Source organism: Leisingera sp. ABM4_101, assembly GCF_056158725.1.
In genome coordinates this window covers 193,675-214,331 of the sequence record NZ_JBSWTV010000001.1, presented here as the reverse complement: position 1 = coordinate 214,331, position 20,657 = coordinate 193,675, and the positions used below count along the sequence as shown (strand labels likewise).

Annotated in this window: 16 protein-coding genes and 1 pseudogene; 10 read left to right on the top strand and 7 right to left on the bottom strand. The window is 63.0% G+C overall.

Going from position 1 to position 20,657, the window contains the following annotated elements; genetic code table 11:
* The first annotated feature begins 241 nt into the window (after nt 1–241).
* The 3 genes from ACXAEK_RS00950 (at nt 242) to dld (ending at nt 5,186) form a co-directional block, all read left to right on the top strand.
* Nucleotides 242–1,294, top strand: coding sequence for a TRAP transporter substrate-binding protein (locus ACXAEK_RS00950; RefSeq protein ID WP_475039230.1), 1,053 nt, complete (start codon nt 242–244; stop codon nt 1,292–1,294).
* A 123-nt stretch (nt 1,295–1,417) separates the two neighbouring features.
* Nucleotides 1,418–3,484 (top strand): TRAP transporter large permease subunit, encoded by a 2,067-nt coding sequence (locus ACXAEK_RS00945; RefSeq protein ID WP_475039229.1) that lies wholly within the window; start codon nt 1,418–1,420, stop codon nt 3,482–3,484.
* A gap of 19 nt (nt 3,485–3,503) precedes the next feature.
* Complete coding sequence (gene dld / locus ACXAEK_RS00940) at nt 3,504–5,186, top strand: D-lactate dehydrogenase (RefSeq protein ID WP_475039227.1); 1,683 nt, start codon at nt 3,504–3,506, stop codon at nt 5,184–5,186.
* A gap of 24 nt (nt 5,187–5,210) precedes the next feature.
* Here dld and ACXAEK_RS00935 read toward each other — a convergent pair whose 3' ends face one another.
* The 4 genes from ACXAEK_RS00935 to ACXAEK_RS00920 are packed head-to-tail and all read right to left on the bottom strand — an operon-like array spanning nt 5,211 to nt 11,510.
* Nucleotides 5,211–6,452, bottom strand: coding sequence for an NAD(P)/FAD-dependent oxidoreductase (locus ACXAEK_RS00935; protein WP_475039225.1), 1,242 nt, complete (start codon nt 6,450–6,452; stop codon nt 5,211–5,213).
* On the bottom strand, nt 6,449–7,471 hold the full coding sequence (locus ACXAEK_RS00930) for an Ldh family oxidoreductase (RefSeq protein WP_475039223.1): 1,023 nt from the start codon (nt 7,469–7,471) through the stop codon (nt 6,449–6,451). Before ACXAEK_RS00930 ends, ACXAEK_RS00935 begins: the two co-directional genes overlap by 4 nt.
* 56 nt (nt 7,472–7,527) lie before the next feature.
* Complete coding sequence (locus ACXAEK_RS00925; protein WP_475039222.1) at nt 7,528–9,054, bottom strand: trimethylamine methyltransferase family protein; 1,527 nt, start codon at nt 9,052–9,054, stop codon at nt 7,528–7,530.
* A 26-nt stretch (nt 9,055–9,080) separates the two neighbouring features.
* Nucleotides 9,081–11,510, bottom strand: coding sequence for a GcvT family protein (locus tag ACXAEK_RS00920; protein WP_475039220.1), 2,430 nt, complete (start codon nt 11,508–11,510; stop codon nt 9,081–9,083).
* A gap of 229 nt (nt 11,511–11,739) precedes the next feature.
* Between ACXAEK_RS00920 and ACXAEK_RS00915 the strand changes: the two genes are divergently transcribed.
* The 7 genes from ACXAEK_RS00915 (at nt 11,740) to ACXAEK_RS00885 (ending at nt 18,575) form a co-directional block, all read left to right on the top strand.
* Nucleotides 11,740–12,633, top strand: a complete 894-nt coding sequence (locus ACXAEK_RS00915; RefSeq protein ID WP_475039218.1) for a LysR substrate-binding domain-containing protein — start codon at nt 11,740–11,742, stop codon at nt 12,631–12,633.
* A gap of 218 nt (nt 12,634–12,851) precedes the next feature.
* Nucleotides 12,852–13,613 (top strand): DeoR/GlpR family DNA-binding transcription regulator, encoded by a 762-nt coding sequence (locus ACXAEK_RS00910; RefSeq protein WP_475039217.1) that lies wholly within the window; start codon nt 12,852–12,854, stop codon nt 13,611–13,613.
* Nucleotides 13,610–14,728, top strand: a complete 1,119-nt coding sequence (locus ACXAEK_RS00905) for an ABC transporter ATP-binding protein (protein WP_475039215.1) — start codon at nt 13,610–13,612, stop codon at nt 14,726–14,728. The genes ACXAEK_RS00910 and ACXAEK_RS00905 overlap by 4 nt, the downstream gene beginning before the upstream one ends.
* Nucleotide 14,729: 1 nt before the next feature.
* Nucleotides 14,730–15,992, top strand: coding sequence for an ABC transporter substrate-binding protein (locus ACXAEK_RS00900; RefSeq protein ID WP_475039213.1), 1,263 nt, complete (start codon nt 14,730–14,732; stop codon nt 15,990–15,992).
* Between the two features lie 63 nt (nt 15,993–16,055).
* On the top strand, nt 16,056–16,949 hold the full coding sequence (locus ACXAEK_RS00895) for a carbohydrate ABC transporter permease (RefSeq protein WP_475039212.1): 894 nt from the start codon (nt 16,056–16,058) through the stop codon (nt 16,947–16,949).
* On the top strand, nt 16,946–17,746 hold the full coding sequence (locus tag ACXAEK_RS00890) for a carbohydrate ABC transporter permease (RefSeq protein ID WP_475039210.1): 801 nt from the start codon (nt 16,946–16,948) through the stop codon (nt 17,744–17,746). The genes ACXAEK_RS00895 and ACXAEK_RS00890 overlap by 4 nt, the downstream gene beginning before the upstream one ends.
* Before the next feature lie 28 nt (nt 17,747–17,774).
* Nucleotides 17,775–18,575, top strand: a complete 801-nt coding sequence (locus ACXAEK_RS00885; RefSeq protein WP_475039208.1) for a phosphodiesterase — start codon at nt 17,775–17,777, stop codon at nt 18,573–18,575.
* A gap of 143 nt (nt 18,576–18,718) precedes the next feature.
* Here the strand turns inward: ACXAEK_RS00885 and ACXAEK_RS00880 are convergent.
* The 3 genes and pseudogenes from ACXAEK_RS00880 to ACXAEK_RS00870 all read right to left on the bottom strand — a co-directional run.
* Nucleotides 18,719–19,180 (bottom strand): annotated as a pseudogene (locus tag ACXAEK_RS00880) (SRPBCC family protein); the annotation flags it as partial.
* A gap of 155 nt (nt 19,181–19,335) precedes the next feature.
* A complete protein-coding gene (locus ACXAEK_RS00875) occupies nt 19,336–19,662 on the bottom strand; it encodes a Rieske 2Fe-2S domain-containing protein (RefSeq protein WP_475039207.1) in 327 nt (108 codons plus the stop codon).
* A gap of 38 nt (nt 19,663–19,700) precedes the next feature.
* Nucleotides 19,701–20,651 carry a LysR family transcriptional regulator gene (locus ACXAEK_RS00870; protein ID WP_475039205.1) on the bottom strand — a complete coding sequence of 317 codons (951 nt, stop codon included), beginning with the start codon at nt 20,649–20,651 and terminating at the stop codon, nt 19,701–19,703.
* Nucleotides 20,652–20,657: the final 6 nt, after the last annotated feature.

Below are 20,657 nucleotides of genomic sequence, written 5' to 3'. Positions count from 1 at the left end.
GAAATACGGATGCCCGACTTCGAGGCAATGATATGAAAGAAAACAATATTTCATGAACCCGTCTTCAAAGTGCCGAAAAAACATGCGGTTTCGCCTGTCTCACAATCCCGCTGCCAACCCAATCAGTGGTAAATAAAGTTGTTGACTGGATTGCTTGGTCAACAATATTTACCAGTCATGCCGCATCAGCGGTAGGATCTGCGGCCGGAGGAGCGGCCGGACTGAACCCGGAGGAGACCCCATGAAAAAGACCCTGACCTCGCTGGCCGTGGCCGCTTCGCTGCTGGCAGCCCCTGCCGCACAGGCTGCCGACAAGCTGCTGCTGAAAACCCCGATTGCGTTTTCGACTGCGCTGCCGGGCCTTGGCTCGCCGATCCCGCGGGTGGCGGAGCAGCTGGACCTGATGTCGGGCGGCAGCCTGAAGATGAAGGTCTACGAGCCCGGCAAGCTGGTGCCGCCGTTCGAGATCCTGGACGCGGTGTCCTCGGGCAAGATCAACTCCGGCTACACCACCGCCGGTTACTGGGCGGGCAAGATCCCGGCCGCGCCGCTGTTCTCTGCGGTGCCGTTCGGCCCGGAAGCGGGCGAGTACATGGCCTGGCTCTACTATGGCAACGGCATGACCCTGTATCAGGAGATGTACGACCAGGCGGGCTATAACGTGAAGGTTCTGCCCTGCGCGGTGATTGCGCCGGAGACCTCTGGCTGGTTCGCCAAGGAGATCAACAGCGCCGAGGACCTGAATGGCCTGAAGATGCGGTTCTTTGGCCTGGGCGGCAAGGTGATGCAGAAGCTGGGCGTTGCCACATCGCTGCTGCCCGGCGGTGAGATCTTCCCGGCGCTGGAGAAGGGGGCGATTGACGCCACCGAATTTTCCATGCCTGCGATCGACGCCCGTCTCGGTTTCCACAAGCTGGTGAAATACAACTACTTCCCCGGCTGGCACCAGCAAGCCACCGTGTTTGAACTGCTGGTGAACAAGGACGTCTGGAACGCAGCCAGCGACCAGCACAAGGCCATCATCGAAAATGCCTGCAAGGCATCCATGGCCGACAGCTTTGCCGAAGGCGAGGCGATCCAGCACGCGGCGCTGATCGACAACGTCGAAAACAACGGCGTGCAGATCAAGCAGTGGGACGCTGAGATGCTGGATCTGTTCCGCACCACCTGGAACAAGGTTGCCGAGGAAGAAGCTGCCAACAACAAATTCTTCAGCAAGGTTCTGGGCGACATGCAGGGCTTCCGCGAGGGCTATGCGGTCTGGAAGGAAAACGCATTCCTCCCGCGCAAGTAACCCGCTTGCGCGACCTCGGGGCGGCCATATTCCCGCCGCCCCGCCTTTCCCGATTTTCGTCATTTCCCTTACTGATACGGGCGCATTCACGTCCGCGCACGCCACGTTCCGGAGGAGGAAACCATGGCTGAGAATCTGCACCTGCAGGACGACCCGATCGAACGCTACGAAGAGATCCTGGAGCATGGCGACGAGGACCGGCAGCGGCTGGCGGTGTGGATCGACAACGCGGTCAAGGGGACCGGCAATCTGGTGATGTGGGCCAACCTGCTGCTGGTGCTGGCCATCGTTTCGCAGGTCGCCATGCGCTACCTGCTGAACCAGAACTATCCCAAGCTGGACGAGATCCAGTGGCATTTCTACGGGCTGGTGACGATGATTGGCATTTCCTATGCGCTGGTCACAGACAGCCATGTGCGGGTGGATGTGCTGCATATGCAGCTGAGCCGCCGCGCCCGGCGGATCATCGAGGTGACCGGCATCCTGACCCTGCTGGTGCCGTTCATCTATCTGATGATCGATCAGGGCTATGACTATTTCTATGAAAGCTGGCGGGTCAATGAACGCTCTGACAGCCCCACCGGCCTGCCGGCCCGCTGGGCGCTGAAGGCGGTGATCCCGCTTAGCTTTGTCATGCTGGCAGCGGCGGCGCTGGCACGGCTGATCCATGACGGACACGCGCTGCTGGCAGGTCCGGCAGAGGAGCGTGCGGGCAAAAGCCTGCGGCTGGTGATCTGGGCGCTGGTTGGTTTTGCGGTTGTGGCAACGGCGCTGACATTCCTGGTGGAGAGCACCGAGGAAAAACTGGTCATCGCCATGTTCCTGACCTTTATCGCGCTCTTGTTCACCGGTTTTCCGGTGGCCTGGACGCTGGCCGGGGTCGGGGTGGCCTACTGCGGCCTCGCCTATCTGTTCGACAATGGCCTGATGAACTGGACTGGGCTGGAGGAAACCCTGACCGGGCTGGATTACCTGACGCTGGGCGCGGTGGTGAACCGGGTCTATGCCACCATGTCGAACGCGGTTCTGGTGGCGCTGCCGATGTTCATCTTTATGGGTCTGATGCTGGACGAAAGCGGCGTCGCGGAGCGGCTGATGACCGCAATGCAGCGGCTGTTCGGCACCGTGCGCGGCGGGCTGGCGATCACCGTCACCATGATTGGTATCATCCTGGCGGCCTCAACCGGCATCATTGGCGCCTCTGTGGTGCTGCTGGGCGTGCTGTCGCTGCCGTCGATGATGGAGCAGAAATACGCGCCGTCGCTGGCGGCGGGCGTTGTGTCGGCCTCCGGCACCCTGGGCATCCTTATCCCGCCCTCGATCATGCTGGTGATCATGGCCGACCAGATGGCGCTGAGCGTCGGCGACCTGTTCATGGCCGCGGTGTTCCCCGGCGTCATCATCGGCGCGCTCTACCTCACCTATATCTTCGTGATCGCCCTAATCAAACGCGACGTGGCCCCGGTGCCTGCGGGTGCCAAACGCCCCGACTGGGCGGCGGTCAAGGACGTGCTGATCGCGGTGCTGCCGACGCTTGGGCTGATCCTGGCGGTCCTCGGCTCGATCTTCGCGGGGCTGACCACCCCGACCGAAGCCTCCGGGGTGGGTGCCCTGGGCGCGACCCTGCTGGCGCTTGGCTACCGCAAGCTGACGCTGGCGAAGCTGGTCAACGTGCTGAAGGCGACCTTTAACACCACCGCCTATATCTTTGCGATCTTCCTGGGCGCCACGGTGTTTTCCTATGTGCTGCGGGAGCTGGGCGGCGACGCGCTGATCGAGGAGATGATCCAGGGCACCGGTTTCGGCCCCGAGGGCACCGTCTTCATGATCCTGTTCATCGTGTTCCTCTTGGGGTTCGTGCTGGACTGGATCGAGATCACCCTGATCGTGCTGCCGCTGATGCGCCCGATCGTGAACGGGCTGGGACTGGATATCCCCGGGTTCGGCGCCATTGATGAGCCGGCACTGGTGTGGTTCGTGATCCTGGTGGCGGTGACGCTGCAGACCTCCTTCCTGACGCCGCCGGTTGGCTTTGCGCTGTTCTATCTCAAGGGCGTGTGCCCGCCGGAAATCCGCCTGGGCCATATCTACAAGGGCATCATTCCTTTCGTGCTGCTGCAGTTGACCGGGCTGATGTTTGTCTACCTGTGGCCGGCGCTGGCGACCTGGCTGCCGTCAGTGGCGTATTGAGCAGGGGAGGGCGGCTGTCATGAGCGATGCAGAGCTGATCGGGACGCTGAAATCCATTTGCGGTCGCCGCCATGTGCTGACCGGTGCCCGCGCCACCCGGCGGTTCCGCAAGGGGTTCCGCTCGGGCGAGGGGGAGGCGCTGGCGGTGGTCCGGCCCGCAACCCTGCTGGAGCAGTGGAAGGTGCTGCAGGCCTGTGTCGCGGCGGACAAGATCGTCATCATGCAGGCGGCCAACACTGGTTTGACCGAGGGCTCCACTCCCAAGGGCAGCTATGACCGCGATGTGGTGCTAATCAACACCCGGCGGATGGATCAGCTGCAGCTTCTGGACGGCGGCAAACAGGTGGTCAGCTTCCCGGGCAGCACCCTGTTTGCGCTGGAAAAGCTGCTGGCCCCCTTGGGCCGTCAGCCGCATTCGGTGATCGGCTCCTCCTGCATCGGGGCGTCCATCGTGGGCGGCGTCTGCAACAACTCCGGCGGGTCGCTGGTGGAGCGGGGGCCGTCTTATACCGAGCTGTCGCTGTTCGCCCGCATCACCGCGGAGGGCCAGCTGGAGCTGGTCAACCACCTCGGCATCAACCTGGGCAGCAGCCCGGAGGAGATCCTGACCCGGCTGCAGAACGGCGACTACCGCGCAGAGGATATCGAGACCGGCAACCGCAAAGCCTCCGACACCGGCTATGCCCGCCGGGTCCGCGACATCGACGCGCCAACTCCGGCCCGGTTCAACGCCGATAAGTCGCGCCTCTATGAGGCAGCGGGCTGTGCAGGCAAGCTGGCGGTGTTTGCGGTGCGGCTGGACACCTATGCCAGGAACAGCGACGAGCTGACGTTTTACGTTGGCAGCCAGACCACCGCGGCGCTGACCGCGCTGCGCCGCCGTATCCTGGCGGAGTTTGACACCCTGCCGGTCAGCGCCGAGTACATGCACCGGGATGTCTTTGATCTGTCGGACCGCTACGGCAAGGACACTATGGTGATGATCGACAAGCTGGGCACCGACCGGCTGCCGATGTTCTTTGCGCTGAAAGGCGCGGTGGACGCGCGGCTGGCCGGTATTCCGGGGCTTGGCAATCTGACCGACCGGGTGATGCAGGGCCTGTCGCGCCTGTGGCCGGATATCCTGCCGATGCGGATGCGGGCGTTCCGCCGGTCGCACCCGCATCACCTGATCCTCAAGATGCGCGAAGGCGGCATTGCCGAGGCCCGCGCGCTGCTGGAGGAAATGGCGGGGCAGGGGATGCTGAGTTATTTTGAATGCACCCCGCGCGAGGCCAAGATGGCCGGGCTGCACCGCTTTGCAGCGGCCGGTGCCGCGGTGCGCTATATGGCGGTGCACCGGTCAGATGTGGAAGACATCATCGCGCTGGACATCGCCCTGCGCCGCAATGATCAGGACTGGTTCGAGGAACTGCCGCCGGAGATCGCGGACCAGCTGGTCAGCAGGCTCTATTACGGGCATTTCATGTGCCACGTTCTGCATCAGGATTACATCGTGAAGAGGGGCGCCGATCCGAAGGCGCTGAAAGACGCGATGCTGGCGCTGCTGGACAAGCGCGGGGCCGAATACCCGGCAGAGCACAACGTCGGCCACCTGTATCCGGCCAAGCCGGACCTGGCTGCGTTCTACAAATCGGTCGACCCCACCAACAGCATGAACCCCGGCATCGGCAAGATGTCCCGCAGGAAAAACTACGCCTGACGCGGCATCGCAACCGGCGGGGCTTTACATAAACCTGTTCGGCCCAAAACCTGCCAGCCCGGGCTCCAGCGGCCGCCCAGCGACCACATCCGCGATCAGCCGCCCGGTGGTGGCGCCCAGGGTCAGGCCCAGCTGGCCATGGCCGGTGGCAAAGCTCACATTTGCCAGCTTGCTGGTGCGTCCGATAATCGGGCGGGTGTCGGGGGTAAAAGGGCGGCGGCCCATGCGGCGCTCGCGTTTGTCTGCTTGCAATCCCGGCAGAACCCGGTGCGCGCGTTTGACCAGCACATCGGCCCGGCGCCATTTCGGGGCGGCTGACAGGCTGGCGAACTCGACTGTGCCCGCAACTGCCAGCGCATCGCTGTAGGGTGTAAGGCCAAACCCGCCCGCGGGATAGAAAACCGTGTGTTTCAGATCAACTCCGGGATCCCGCAAGGCGGTGGAATAGCCAATCAGCCCTTCCATGTGCAGCGGGATGCCAAGCTGTCCGGCAAGGCCCTTGGAATGGGTGCCTGCTGCGATCACGACTTCATCTGCCGCCACCAGCTGCCCGTCCGCAGCGCGCACATTGATGATGCGGCTGCCGTCGCGTTCAAACCCTGAACATGCCTGCGCCAGCACCGTGCCGCCACGCCGGACAAAGGTCCGCGTCAGCCTTTCAACCAGTTGTTTCGGATCAGTGACAAAGCTCCAGTCCCGCAAAACTGACGCGTACTTGAAATCGGCGGCGATGGCCGGGTCCATCTCATGAGCTTCCTGGCCGGAGATGTCGTCGATGGTGCAGCCCAGCTCGCGCGCCAGATCAAAGGCGGCGCCCATGGTGGCCTTGTCGCGCTCATCATCGAACAGCTTGATCACCGGGCGTTCCACCAGCAGTTCCGGCGCGCCGATATCCGCCAGCTGCGCCTTAAAGTCCGCGGTGGCGGCAAAGGTCAGCCGCGCCAGATCGGCGGCAATGGCGCGCATGCGGGAGGGCAGGGAATTGGCGGTGAAGCGGGCAAACCAGGGCAGCAAGGGCAGCGCGCTGGCCGGGCGCAGCGACAGCGGTGCCTCCGGGTCCAGCAGCCAGCCCGGCACTTTCATCAGCATGCCCGGCTGCGACAGCGGCACGATCTCCCCCACCGCGATGCAGCCGCAGGAGGCCCAGCTTGCGCCCTCGCCAACTGGTCCGGGCTCCAGCACGGTGACGCTGTGGCCCTCGGCCTGCAGCGCCAGCGCGCAGGAGATGCCAACAACGCCGCCGCCCGCAATCACCACCCGTTTCATGCGGGGTTTGCCAGCTGGTGCAGCTGCGCCAGCAGGTCTGTGCTGACCTCGACACCCTCCGCCTCGGCAGCAGTGCGTTTCTTCAGCCGCCCGTCGCCGGGAACCCGCGCGGCGCCATTGCCCTCGATCTCGGCGCAGATGCGGGTGATGTAATCCCCGAATGCGGCATTGCCGAAACGGGACGGGTCGATGGCGATCAGGGTGGCGCCGCCCTTGATGTTCAGCGCGCCGAAGGATTCACGCTCATTATTGTCAGCTGACAATTTTCCGCCTGCCAAGGCGGCGCCCAGCACTTCGATCATAAAGGCAATCGCGGCCCCCTTGTGCTCGCCAAAGGGCAAGAGGCTACGGGTTTCGAGGATCGCATTAGGGTCCGTGCTGGGGTTGCCATCCGGATCCAACCCGGCAGGCCGCGGCAGGTCATGGCCCTCGGCGGCGGCCATGCGGATGTCCATCAGAGCCACCATCGAGGCCGCCTGGTCCCAGACCACCGGCTCAGCGCCCTGGCGCGGGCAGGCAAAGGACATCGGGTTGGTGCCGAACACCGGGCGCACACCGCCCTGCGGCACCACCATCGACAGCGAGTTGATGACGGCCAGCGCCACCAGCCCGGCCTCGGCCAGCGGTTCGGTGTCAAAGCGCAAGCCGCCCAGGTGGTGGCAATTGGAACAGGTGAAGGCGGCTATGCCGTTCTCACGCGCCAGGGCAATCAGCTCCTGCCGCGCGGCGGCCGCGGCGATCTGGTAATAGCCGTTGTCCGCGTCGCCCCGCAGCACGCCCGGCGCGATCTTTTCGATCTTGGGGGCCGCGGCGCCATTGGCATAGCCGGAAGTGAAGCTTTGCGCATAGACCGGCAGCATCCGCAGGCCGTGGCTGCGCGGACCGTCGCGTTCGGAGCAGGTGACGATATCGGCAATCACATCGCTGCCCGCCGCGTCCATCCCTGCGGCCACAAGGACAGATTTGGCCAAATCCCGCACCTCGGCGAGTGAGAGCGTTTTTGTCGAAGCTGTGGTCATGGGCTCAAATCCTGTCCTTGTGTCGGGTCAAACCGGGCGCTTTGGCGCCCGCCTTGTCAGGCTTGGTACAGTGCGCGCTTTTTGGCAACATATTCGTCGAGTGCGCCGCGCTGACCGTCCGGCATCGGCGGCTGCACGTAGCTGTCCAGCATCCGCCGGGCCTCCTCGCGGCCCACCAGTTCCGCGGTTTTGGCGCCCTCCGCCTCCCATTGCTCGAAACTGTCGTTGTTCTGCAGCGGGTTCATATGCATCGGGTTTTCGCGGGTGTGATCGGTGCCCAGGAAATGACCGCCGGGGCCAATCGCCGCGATGTCACCCAGCAGCGCATCCAGGCTTTCCTCCTGCAAGCCGCTGAAAAAGCGGTGGAAGTTCTCCAGCTGCAACGTGTCCTGCACCCACTTCGCATAGCTGACCCCCAGCGCACCCTCCAGGAAGCCAGCCGAATGCACGATGTAATTCGCACCGCCTAAAAGCACCGGCCACATGGTGTTGGCGGTGTCGAAACCCGCCTGCATGTCTGGCGATTTGGAGCCGGTCCACATGGTGCAGGTGCGCCAGGGCACGCCGTAGAACCGCGCCATCTGGCCGACCAGAAGGTTCATCAGGCCGGGTTCCGGCGAGCCCATCATCGGGGCACCGGTCTTCATCGACACGCCCATGATTGCCACCCCCAGAACCATCGGCGCGCCGCGGCGGATGATCTGGCTGTAGGCCATGCCCGCCAGGCTTTCGGCGATCAGCAGCGCCACACCGCCCTGCGGGCTGGCGGGTGCCGAGGCGCCGGCCAGCACAAAGGGCGACAACAGGCAGGGCTGGTTGGCAGACGCATAGACCCGCAAGGACTGCAGCATGGTCTCATCCCAGACCAGCGGCGTGTTGCAGTTCAGCAGCGCGGCCAGAACCACGTTATTGTCGACGAATTCTTCACCAAAGACGATGCGCACCATATCGACCGTGTCGCGCGCCGCCTGTTCCGACAGCACCGAGCCCTTGATCGGCTTGTCGGTGAGCGTCAGCGCCGCGTGCACCAGCTCCAGATGGCGCTGCGGCACCGGCACGTCCTGCGGCTCCACCGGCAGGATGCCCGGAACCATCATCGACTGGCTCATCTGGCTCAGCTTGAAGAAGTTATGCGCATCCTCCAGCACCGAGGGGCGGCGGTTGCCGTCCAGGTCGTAGACAAAAGGCGCGCCATAGGCGTTGGCAAAGACCGAATGCCGGTTGCCCACCCGCAGCGAGCGGTCGGGGTTGCGGGCGGCATAGCCCCATTCCGACGGTACCGAGGAGATCAGCTCCATCAGCATGTCCCGCCCGATGCGCACCCGTTCGCCCTGCACATCGGCGCCCGCGCGCTTCCAGTCAGCCAGCGCCACCGGATCGCGGAATTCGATGCCGGTGGTCTCCAGGATCGTCATCGCCGCGTTGTGGATCTTCTCCACCCCTTCAGGACCCAAGAGATCAATGGGGCCGACCCGGCGGTTCAGCGCAGGCAGGTAGACCGGGGCCGGGTTGGTGCGGGCTTTGACGCGCGCAGCCCGTCCGCCCCGGGCGCCGCGCGGCGCCCGTGTTGTTTGTTCCGTCATGTCATGCTCCTGTGGCTAGGCCGGGATCAAGCCCGCGCGCGGGCGCTGGTTGGGTCGACGGCGCAGACGCCGATCACCTCGGCCTCGCGCATCTCGTTGTGGACCATCACCTGCAGGCGCGTGCCCTCGGCGGTGAGCTCCTGCGGCACCAGTGCCATCGCGATGTCGTGGTTGCAGTAATAGGAGAACCCGCCCGAGGTGACGCGGCCGACAAGCGTGCCGTCCTTGTACACGCTCTCATCCGCCATCACCGAGGTGTCGCAGAACGGCAGCTTCAGGGTGACCAGCGTGCTGTAGCCGCCTGCGGCCTTCTGTTGCAGCAGTGCCTCACGGCCGATGAACTCGCGGCCCTCCAGCGCCACGAAACGGTCCAGCCCGGCCTCGAACGGGGTCATGTCCTTGCAGATCTCCCGGTTGATCGCGCGGTAGGATTTCTCCAGCCGCATCGATTCCAGCGCCTCCAGCCCAAAGGGTTTGACCCCGGCCTTCAGCAGCTGATCAACCAGATGGCGGTTGTAGCCGACCGGATGATGCAGCTCCCAGCCCAGCTCGCCGGTGTAGGAGACACGCAGCAAATGGACGCCCTTGGCATAGCCGACCTCGCCCATCTGCGCCGTCAGCCAGGGGAAGGCCGCGTTCGACAGGTCATTGTCGGTCAGCTGCTGCAGGATCTCGCGGGACTTCGGCCCCGCCAGGGCAATCACACCCAGCTGTTCCGAGATGTCCTCCATGATCACCGAGCCATCATCCGGCAGCAGGCGCGACAGGTAATCCCAGTTGTAGACCTGCCCGTTCGGGGTGGAGACCAGGTAGAAGTCGTTCTCGCCGTAGCGGACAATGGTGTATTCGCCCTCCATGCCACCCTGCGGATTCAGCGCCACCGCCAGGGTCATGCGGCCAACCTTGGGCAGCTTGTTGGCCATGATCCCGTCCAGCCATTTGGCAGCACCTGGGCCGCGCACGGTGAACTTGGTCATCGGCGACATCTCGATGAAACCGGCCTCCTCGCGGGTGACGCGCACCTCTTCCTGCACCAGCTCCATGTGATCCGTGCGGCGGAAGCTGTGTTCGGGGATGGCCTCAGCGGGCGATTTGGCAAACCAGCGCGGGAATTCATAGCCGTTGAACGTGGTCCAGACCGCGCCATGCGCCGTCAGCAGATCGTAGGACGGCATCGTCTTCATCGGCCGGGCGGAAGGGAAGTCCTCACCCGGGACATGGGCGTCCATATGGGTACCCCAGGTCTCGCGCACCTTGTCCATGGTCCAGCGCTTGGAGGCATAGTCGCCAAAGCGGCGCGGGTCGATTTCGGACATGTCGATGCCGGGGTGGCCATCAACGATCCAGCGCGCCAGGCGTTCGCCCATGGTGCCGCCCCACAGGATGCCGCCGGGCACGCCCTCGGCAAGCCACAGGTTGTCGTGCCCCGGTGCCGGACCGCACAGCGGCAGCTCGTCCGGGGTCATCTGGAAGGGGCCGCGGGTGTTGGCTTTGATGCCCACTTCGCCCAAGGCAGGCACCCGCTCCAGCGCGCGTTCCCACTGGGTTTCCACCGCCTCGAAGTCCTCCGGCAGCAGGTCGGCGCCGAAATCGGCCGGAACCCGGTCCTCGGCAAACAGCTTGAGGTCTTTTTCGAACTCATAGGGGCCGAACTGGAAGCCGCCGACATCCTCGCGCAGGTAGGCGCCGTAATCCTCATCCCGCAGGATCGGGAATTCGGGCAGACCTTCGGCGCGGCGCTCTTTCAACAGCGGCACGGTCTCAGTTGTCCAGTACTGATGCACGATCGGGATGCAGGGCAGGTCCAGCCCCACCCGGCGGGCGTTCTCGCGGGCATAGTTGCCGGTGGCAAAGATCAGATGCTCGCAGGTGATCTCCCCCTTGCTGGTGGTCACCTTCCAATGGCCGTTGTCCAGCTTCTCATAGCCCTGCGCCTCGGTGTTCTGATAGACGGTGGCCCCCTGGTCACGGGCCAGCTTGGCCAGGCCCATGGTGATGTCGGCCGGGTTCACGTAACCGTCCTGGTCATGCAGGATGCCGCCGCGGATGTTCTCGCTCTGCGCCAGCAACGGGTGGATCTCCTTGATCTCCTCCGGCGTCACCAGGCGGCAGGGCACGCCGGCGGCCTCGGCAATGGAGATATAGGACTGGAACTCATCCCAGCGCTTTTCGGTATTGGCCACCCGCAGCTGGCCGACCTGGCGCAGGCCGACGGAGGACCCCAGTTTCTCCTCCACCTCGCCATAGATGCGGATGGTTTCCATCGTCATCTTGGAGATGTTGTGCGAGCGCACGAAGGTCACCAGCAGCCCCGCCGCATGCCAGGTCGACCCGGAGGTCAGCGTGGTCCGCTCCAGCATCACCGCATCGCTGCAGCCGTGCTGCGTCAGCCCGTAAAGGATCGAGGCTCCGACACAGCCGCCGCCGACGACCACCACTTTTGCATGCGACTTCATAGACCAACTCCTGTTTGCGGGTTTCCGGCAGCTTGGGCTGCAGCGGCAGAATTCCTGACGGTATCGCCCGGCAGGTGCTGATCCTGTGCCGGGGAATGATGCTGCATTCTGGCGTCATTCCCGCATCCGGCAATTGCAAAAATTTTCATCTTGGCTTAGCTGAATTTGCCCAAGACCAAGAAAAGAGACATGCAGCAATCAGCATTTCCTGCAAAAGGATAAAGCCGCCTTGCCCAAGCGCCCCTATGACCTGCCCCGGATGAGCTCCCTGGTCAGCTTCGAAGCCGCTGCCCGGAACACCAGTTTCAAACTGGCCGCAAGCGAGCTGAACGTCACCCCCGCCGCGGTCAGCCACCAGATCAAGACGCTGGAGCGGGAGCTGCAGTGCAGCCTGTTCAACCGCTTTCACCGCGGTGTCGAGCTGACCGAAAGCGGCGCCTATCTGCTGGTCGCCCTGCAACGGGGGTTTGAGGGGATCAGCGATGCCTTCGAGCAGCTGCGGGCCCAGCACGGGCGCAGCTCGGTGACGGTCCGCTCCAGCACCGCTGTCAGTTCGCTGTGGCTGACGCCGCGGCTGGCGCATTTCTGGAAAAGCTACGAGCATATCTCTGTGGCACAAATCGTCAGCGATATTGAAAACGCCGCCGGCGATTGCGATCTCAGCCTGCACTACGGCGACATGTCCCGTGACAGCGGCCATTGCCGGGCGCTGTTCCGGGACCGGATCATGGCGCTGTGCAGCCCGCGGTTTGCCGCCCAGCACCGGATTGCCAGCGTCGCGGACATCGCGGATGTGCCGCTGATCCATCTCGACTCGCTGGAAACCGGCGGCACCGACTGGCAGGGCTGGGCGCAGGCCCTGGGTTATTGCGGGCCGCTGAAATCCACCCACCGCGTCAACAATTATGTCATCGCCCTGCAGGCCGCGCAGGACGACATGGGGGCGGTGCTGGGCTGGGAGGGCCTGACTGCGGATCTGGTCGCCTCCGGCAAGCTGGTTAAGCTGCTGCCCGACACCATTTCGGCGCCGCTGGAGTTTTATGTCAAGCTGCACAACCAGGCATCCGACCGCGCCAGACTGGTATTTGACTGGCTGACCGGGTTCTCCAAGAAAACACTTTGATTTCACAGGCTGCCAGCCAGCGGCAAAACTGTTGGATTGCGGTCTCCTCAGCATCGCGCAACGCCGGACACAACCCGCTTGGACCACTTTGTCAGGCCTGTTACAGCCATCGGTCGCTGCCCTGCAGCGAAGCTGAAGCTTGACCGTTGCGCTCTTTTGAGCAGAATAGTCATGAGATTGTCACATAATATGCTCATATGAGCATTATGAGGTGGGATATGAACAGGCAAACAGCAATTCTCGAAACAGCTCAATCCCAAGGCAAGGTCCTTGTGGATGAGCTGGCAGAGCAAATGCAGGTGTCCGCGCATACGATCCGCCGCGATATCAATGCCCTGTGCGAACAAGGCAAACTGCGGCGGCTGCATGGCGGCGCCGAGTTTATTGAAGGCAGTTCAAACCTGCCCTATGCCACACGTTCGACGCTGAATGTCGCGGCCAAGAAACAGATTGCCGGGCAGGTGGCTCAGCTCATTCCTGATGGCGCCACCTTGTTCTTCTCAATCGGCACTACCCCGGCATTGGTGGCCGCCGCCTTGGCAGGGCGTGAAGGCCTGACCATCATCACCAACAATCTCAACGCTGCCATGGCCCTGTCAGAGGCCCCCGGCGCACGGATCATTCTGCCCGGCGGTGCGATGCGGCTGCCAGACCGGGACATTCTGGGCGCCCAGGTGCTGGATCTGTTCCGCGGCTACCGCGCCGACTTCGCGGTCTATGGGGTAGGCGGCATCGACAGCGACGGCAGCCTGCTGGATTTCCACGAGGAAGAGGTACAGATCCGCCAATGCCTGCGCCGTAACGCACGCTCCTCAGTTCTGGTGGCGGATGCTTCAAAATTCGGTCGCCGGGCTGCGGCCGTCGGCGGACGCCTGGAAGAGGCGGATCATATCGTGATCGACCAGCGGCCTGGGCCGCCGTTTAACGCGTTGCTGGAGCCTCTTGACAGCCAACTAATTGTCGCAGGAGAGCAGCCATGACCTTTCTCGCTCTGGAAAAGATCAGCCGTCAGTGGGATGGGCAGGGAGGAGTGCAAGACATCAGCCTGAACCTGGCCCAAGGGGCATTCATGTCCATCCTGGGGCCGTCGGGCTGCGGCAAGTCGACCTTGCTGCGGCTGATTGCCGGGCTGGAACAGCCGCAATCGGGGCGCATTCTGATTGACGGCAAGGACGTAACCGCCTTGCCCGCGTCACAGCGCAACCTGTCGATGGTGTTCCAGTCCTATGCGCTGTTTCCGCATTTGAACGTTGCTGAAAACGTGCTGTTCGGGCTCAAGGTGCGCCGGATCAGCCGCAGCGAACAGGCCAAACGCCTGGCCAAAGCACTGGAGATGACCGGCCTGCAGGGGCTGGAACGGCGCAAGCCTGCCCAGCTGTCCGGCGGCCAGCGGCAACGGGTGGCGCTGGCCCGTGCAGCGGTGGCGGAAAAACCCCTGTGCCTTATGGACGAGCCGCTATCGAACCTGGACGCCAAACTGCGCCATTCGGTGCGCCGGGATATCCGGGCGCTGGCGCGCACGCTGGGGCTGACGGTGGTTTACGTGACGCACGACCAGGGCGAGGCGATGAGCCTGTCTGACACCGTGGTGCTGATGAACGCTGGCCGTATCGAACAGGCCGGCAGCCCAGCAGAACTTTACAGCAGCCCTGCGTCAACCTTTGCTGCGCAATTCATCGGTGAACCGCCCGCGGCGCTGATTGAGGGCCCGGCGCTGGGTCTGGACAGCAATGTTCTGGCGGGCATCCGCCCCGAAGCCATTCAAATCCTGCCGCGGGCGGCAGGAGATCTCACTGCCACCATTGAAGATATCGAGTTTCTCGGTTCGGAAACCCGCCTGGCGCTCAACAATGCTGCAGCCCGCGGGCTGGCCGCCATTCTTCCGGCTGATGCGGAGTTCTCGCTTGGCCAGGAAGTCGGAGTGTCCATTCCAGAGGAAAGCCGGCTCCTTTTCAACGCCCGCACGGGAAAGTTGGAAAAGGAGCCTCAGCAGAATTCCGTGACGCGCATTCGCCAAAACACAGCGTCCGGAACAGGGCCCAAGGCCCCCCGTCACCTGAACTTGTCACCTGAACTTGCCCAGAAGGAAACTTGATATGACCCGTATGCCTGCCTTGGCGGCCATTCTTGCCGCATCGACTGCTATCGTCAATCCGGCGGCAGCAGAGACTGAATTGACGATGTATTATCCGATTGCCGTTGGCGGCAAGCTCACCGAAGTGGTTGACGGTATCATTGGCAAATTCGAGGATCAGAACCCGGATATCAAAGTCAATGCGATCTATGCGGGCAACTACGACGACACCCGCATCAAGTCCCTGGCCGCTTTGGAAGCAGGGGAGCCCGCCCAGCTGGCGGTTATGTTCTCAATCGACGCCTATGACCTGATCGAACAGGACCTGGTGGTGCCATTTGATGATCTGGTCGAGGGGGCTGAGGAAGAAGCCTGGCTGAACAGTTTTTACCCGGCTCTGATGGCAAACGGCAAAATCGAGGGCAAGACCTGGGGTGTCCCCTTCCAGCGCTCGACCATCGTGGCCTATTACAACAAGGACATGTTCCGCGCGGCCGGCCTGGATCCAGAGAAGGCCCCGGCCTCCTGGGATGAGCTGGTGGATATGGGCAAAGCCCTGACAAGCGATGCTCATCACGGCCTGATGATCCCCTCAACCGGCTACCCCTATTGGATGTTCCAGGCGCTGGCGATCCAGAACGGCAAGGAGGTTATGTCCAACGACGGCGTCACCACCTATTTCGATGACGAAGCCGTGGTCGATACGCTGGAATTTTGGCAATCTCTGAGCCAGGAACATGGCATCATGCCCGAAGGCACCGTCGAATGGGGCACCCTGCGCCAGGCCTTCCTGGAAGGCAAAACCGCGATGATGTGGCATTCGACCGGCAACCTGACCGCGGTCAAAAACAATGCCGAATTCGACTTTGGCGTGGCAAAGCTTCCTGGCAATGTGCGGCTGGGCTCGCCCACCGGCGGCGGCAACTTCTATGTCTTCAAGGACAGCACCGCTGAGGAGAGGGAAGCCGCGCTGCAGTTGATCAAGTTCATGACCGCGCCGGAGCAGGCCGCCGAATGGTCGATCGCCACCGGCTATATGGGCGTGTCGCCTGCCGCCTACGAGACCGAAGCGTTGAAAGCCTACACCGCGGAATTCCCGCCCGCTCTGGTGGCCCGCGACCAGCTGGAGCATGCGGTGGCCGAGTTTTCGACCTTTGAAACCGCACGGGTGCGCGATGGGCTGAACGCAGCAATCCAATCGGCATTGACCGGCGAGAAATCCGCCGCAGACGCTTTGGGAGAAGCGCAGGCCGCCGCTGAACGCCTGCTGCGCGCCTACAAGTAAGGCGCAAACCTTGTCCGGGGACCGGGTCATCTGCCCGGCCCCCGCTTTCAGCCAGGAGACAGCATGACGGACATCTTTGCACTGGAACGCCGCCGCCGGGCGATCAATGGCTGGCTGCTGCTCAGCCCGGCTCTGGTGATGCTGTCGGTGTTTGCCTTCTACCCCTCGATTGCCACTGTCGTGACCTCGCTCTGGTCGCGCGGCACCCGCCGCCGGCCTGCGGAGTTCGTGGGGCTGGAGAATTACCAGTATCTGTTTGAGGATCCCACCTTCTGGCTGGTGGCGTGGAACAACCTTCTTTATGCCGCCGTCACCATCCCGGTCTCCATTGCCCTGGCGCTGGCCATGGCGCTTTGGGCGAACTCGAAAATCCCTGCACGCAGCTTTGTCCGCACGGCCTATTTCACGCCGACTGTGCTGCCAATGATTGCGGCTGCGAACCTGTGGCTGTTCTTTTATACGCCGAGTTTTGGCATCCTGAACCAGATCGGCGCGCTGTTCGGGGCAGAACCGGTGAACTGGCTGGGCCAACCCGGCACAGCATTATGGGCTGTCTGTGCGGTGACGATCTGGAAAGAAGCCGGTTTCTTTATGATCTTTTACCTGGCGGCCCTGCAGACCATCCCGCCGGACCTGAAGGAGGCCGCCGATATCGAGGGCGCCAGCCGCTGGACCTATTTGCGCCGGATCGTGCTGCCGCTGCTGATGCCGACCACGCTGTTCATCCTGGTCAATGCGATGATCAATTCGGTCAAGCTGATCGACCACCTGTTCATCCTGACCAAGGGCGGGCCCTCCGACAGCTCCAAGCTGATCCTCTACTACATCTGGGAAAATGCCTTTGCCTATTTCGACCGCCCCGCCGCGGCAGCCATGACTGCGCTGGTGCTGGGCGTGTTGGGCCTGCTGGCAGCCTTCCAATTCCTGGTGCTGGACAAAAGGACACATTACAGATGAGCCGCTATATCGAACCGGTCCTGGCAATCGTGCTGGCGGTGTTGTGGATCTCACCGCTGATATTTGCCTTTTGGGCCGCGTTCCATGACGTAAGCGATGCCGTGAATTTCCGGTTGAGCGCCCCGCTGACGCTGGACAACTTCCGCACGGCTTGGGACGGCGCACCCTGGCTGCGCTATTTCCTGAACACCTTTCTGCTGGTGACACTGATCCTGGCGGGCCAGTTCTTCCTGTGCACCCTGGCCGGTTTTGCCTTTGCCCAGACCGAATTCCGCGGCCGGGACACCCTGTTCATCCTGGTTCTGCTGCAGCTTTTCATCCTGCCTGAGGTTCTGATCGTCGAAAACTACCGGGTTGCCGCCACCCTGGGAATTCTGGACAGCCTGACCGGGATTGGCGCACCCTATATGGCGTCGGCCTTTGGCATCTTTCTGATGCGGCAGGCCTTCAAATCTGTGCCAAAGGAGCTGGAAGAGGCCGCCCGGGTCGAAGGCTGCTCAACCCTGGGCGTGCTGTGGCGGGTCTATGTGCCGGCGGCACGGCCCACTTATCTGGCCTATGCGCTGGTGTCAGTTTCGACCCATTGGAACAACTTCCTGTGGCCGTTGATCGTGACCAACTCCGAAAGCACGCGGCCGCTGACCGTTGGCCTGTCGCTGTTCGGGGCGCCGGAAAACGGGGTGGATATCTCGGTGATCTCTGCTGCCACCGTGATGGTGATCGCGCCGCTCCTGATCCTGTTCCTGGTGTTCCAGCGGCAGTTTGTCCAGGCCTTCCTGACCGCTGGTGTCAAATGACGCCGGCCCCGAAACGGACACGTTAACCATGATCAGAATCCTGCAGATCTCAGACACGCACATTCTGCCGGAAGGCCAGCTGTTTCAGGGCCGGATAGACACCGCCGCCGCCCTGACCCGGCTGCTGCACGGATTGAAGCAGCTGCTGCCCCGCATCGGCCCGGTCGCGCGGATTGTAGTATCCGGAGATCTGACCGAAACCGGCTGTGCTGCCGCCTATGGCCATTTCCTGCGGCTGATGCAGGATAGCCCGCTGCCCTGGCTGGCTACTCCCGGCAATCACGACGCCCGGGCGCCGATGCGCGCGGCACTGCAGGGCAGGGACTGGATGCCGGCAACCGGCCCGGTCAACTGGCAGCAGGATCTGAACGAAGTGATCCTGATCGGGCTGGACACGCTTGTGGAAGGGGCTGCGCATGGCGAACTGAGCCTGGAAACCTGCGACTGGCTGGATGCGCAGCTTGCCGGTGCAGGCGGGCGCCCGGTTCTGCTGTTCCTGCATCATCCGCCGGTCGGGACCGGGATTGCCGCCATGAATGAAATCGGGCTGAAGATGCCAGAACGCCTGTCAGAGATACTGGCCCGTTACCGCGGCCCCTTGCAGATCGGCTGCGGCCATATCCACCGCATGAGCATGGGCATCTTCGCCTCCTTCCCGCTGGCCACTGCACCGGGCGCCTCACACAGCATTGCGCTGGATCCGGAGGGCAAGGGCCCGCTGGCCTGGGTAGACGGCGGAAGCGGCGCCATTTTGCACAGCTTTGATGGCGGGTTCCGCACAGATCTGATTACGCTGCACGACTTCGGCGCCACCGTGGCCTTTTCCTGACCACCAGGGCAAAGGCAGCAGAAAGCGCCTTGCCCGAATCGCCTGGCTTCAAATGGGTGCAGCCGCCTTTTTTGCTCCGCGCTGATCTGCCTTTGCAGGCGGCGGCTGAACAGCAGCGGGCCGGCCTCAATCGCCGAGTCTGCATTGCGTGTTGTTTTCCCGTCCATGACCTTTTGCACCTCAACCAGAATGTCGAGACCCAGGTCGAAGGCGAATTTGACAGAGTCGCTTATTTCCTGCGAGATTTCTGCATCATCCGGATGCACATTCCGGATCTGGAACCAGTAGTAGCGCGTGGTTTTCTCATCCACCGGGGTCATGAAGATGTAGCTGTCCATCTGGAAAGACTGCCCATCCGGCAGATTGCCCGCGTCACCGCCGTTACCGGCAGGTGTAAAGATCGCCTTGAATTAGGCCAGCGACGGATAGCGGACCTCGTAATGCTGCTCGCGGTCGCAGTTGCCCTCACACGGCACCAGTTTCTTGTGAAAGGGCGCGGCCTCCACAAAATACACCCAGCGCGGCACGATTACGCCGTCATCGGCGCCGTCGACGGTCAGCGGCTCCCCTTCGCAAGCAGCATTGCTGAAGGAGTTTTGATGCACCCAAGAAACATGAGACGGTCGAGCAGGTTGTCGGTGATGCAAAGATAGCTGCAAGGAAACGGCATTGCAGCGCCCATGTTGATACCCCAGGCGGGATCGTCGAAACGCTCCACCTTGAACATCTTGTCCGCACCCGCCAGCGCCGGACCGCCCAATCAGATCCAGACCAGGACACAACAGCTTTCGGCCGGATAGGAGCGAATGTTGGTGGCCGCCGGGATCTTGTCCTGACCGGGGACAAGCACGCAGCCGCCAGCGCAGTCAAAGGTCGTCCCGTGGAAGCCGCATTCGATTTGGTCACCCTTTGTACAGCCCTTGCGCAGTGGCAGCTTGCGGTGCGGGCTGGCGTCGATCCTGACGACCGGTGCGGCGGCTTCGGTGCGATAGATCACGATCTTTTCGCCCAGCACTTTGATCTGGCGCGGTTCGCGGGTGACTTCGCTGTCCCAGACAGTGACACACCAGGTGTTGCGGAGATACATGTTCAGCCTCTTCTGTCTGAGGCGCCGGGAATAGCGGATCAGATTGCCTGCTGCCGCCGCGGCAGCCCGCCGCTGGCACAGGCATTGATCAGCCAGCGGCGGATCCGGGCGATTTCCGGCTCGGCCTGAACGGCGCGGCGGCAGGTCAGGAAGTACCCGTTTTCTGTGCGCAAGCCGGTGCCGGGCAGCTCGGCCAGTTCGCCGCTTTCCAGCGCACCGTCATCCAGGCCGCGCCAGATAATAGCGATGCCGCGGCCTTCGATCGCAGCATGAACCACATGCGGATAACTGTTGAAAAACAAGGTTGCCGGATCCGGTTCGTATTCGATGCCGAAACGCTCGAAGAAGGATCCGAACCACAAGATGCCGTATTCGCCGCGGTCCAGGTGCAGCAGCGGCAGACCGGTCAGCTCCTGCAGCTCTGGCCTGCGGCCAGCTAGTCCAAGCCGGTCCAATAGAGCGGGCGCGGCGGCCAGGCAGATATCTTCGGGGATCAGCCTTTCCGAATGCCATTCCGGATCCGGGTGCGGGCCAAGCCGTACATCCAGATCCGGCAGGCTGCCCTCCGCATGGAGCCCCAGCGGTCCCACGGACAGGTTGATCTGCAGATCCGGATAGACCCGCTGCAGACGCGGGTAAAGCTGCATCATCCGGAAGTAGGCAAAGCCGTGGCCGCAGCGGATGCGGATTTCTCCCGGCCCCTGCTGGCGGTGCAGCTCCTGCGCCTTTTGCGAAATGGCGCCAAGCCCTGCATCAACCGCCGCAAAGAACTGCTGCCCGGCGGCGGTCAGCACCATCCGCCGGTTCTGACGCAAAAACAGCGGGCAGCGCAGGTGCTCCTCCAGGTTTTGAATATGGCGCGACAGGCTGGACTGCGACGTGCCAAGCGCTTGCGCCGCGGCGCTGACCGAGCCAAGCGACGCAACCGCGCGAAAGGCCGCCAGCGCGTTCATTACAGGGAGCAGAAAGGAATCGGTTTCTGGCGGCATCTCAAA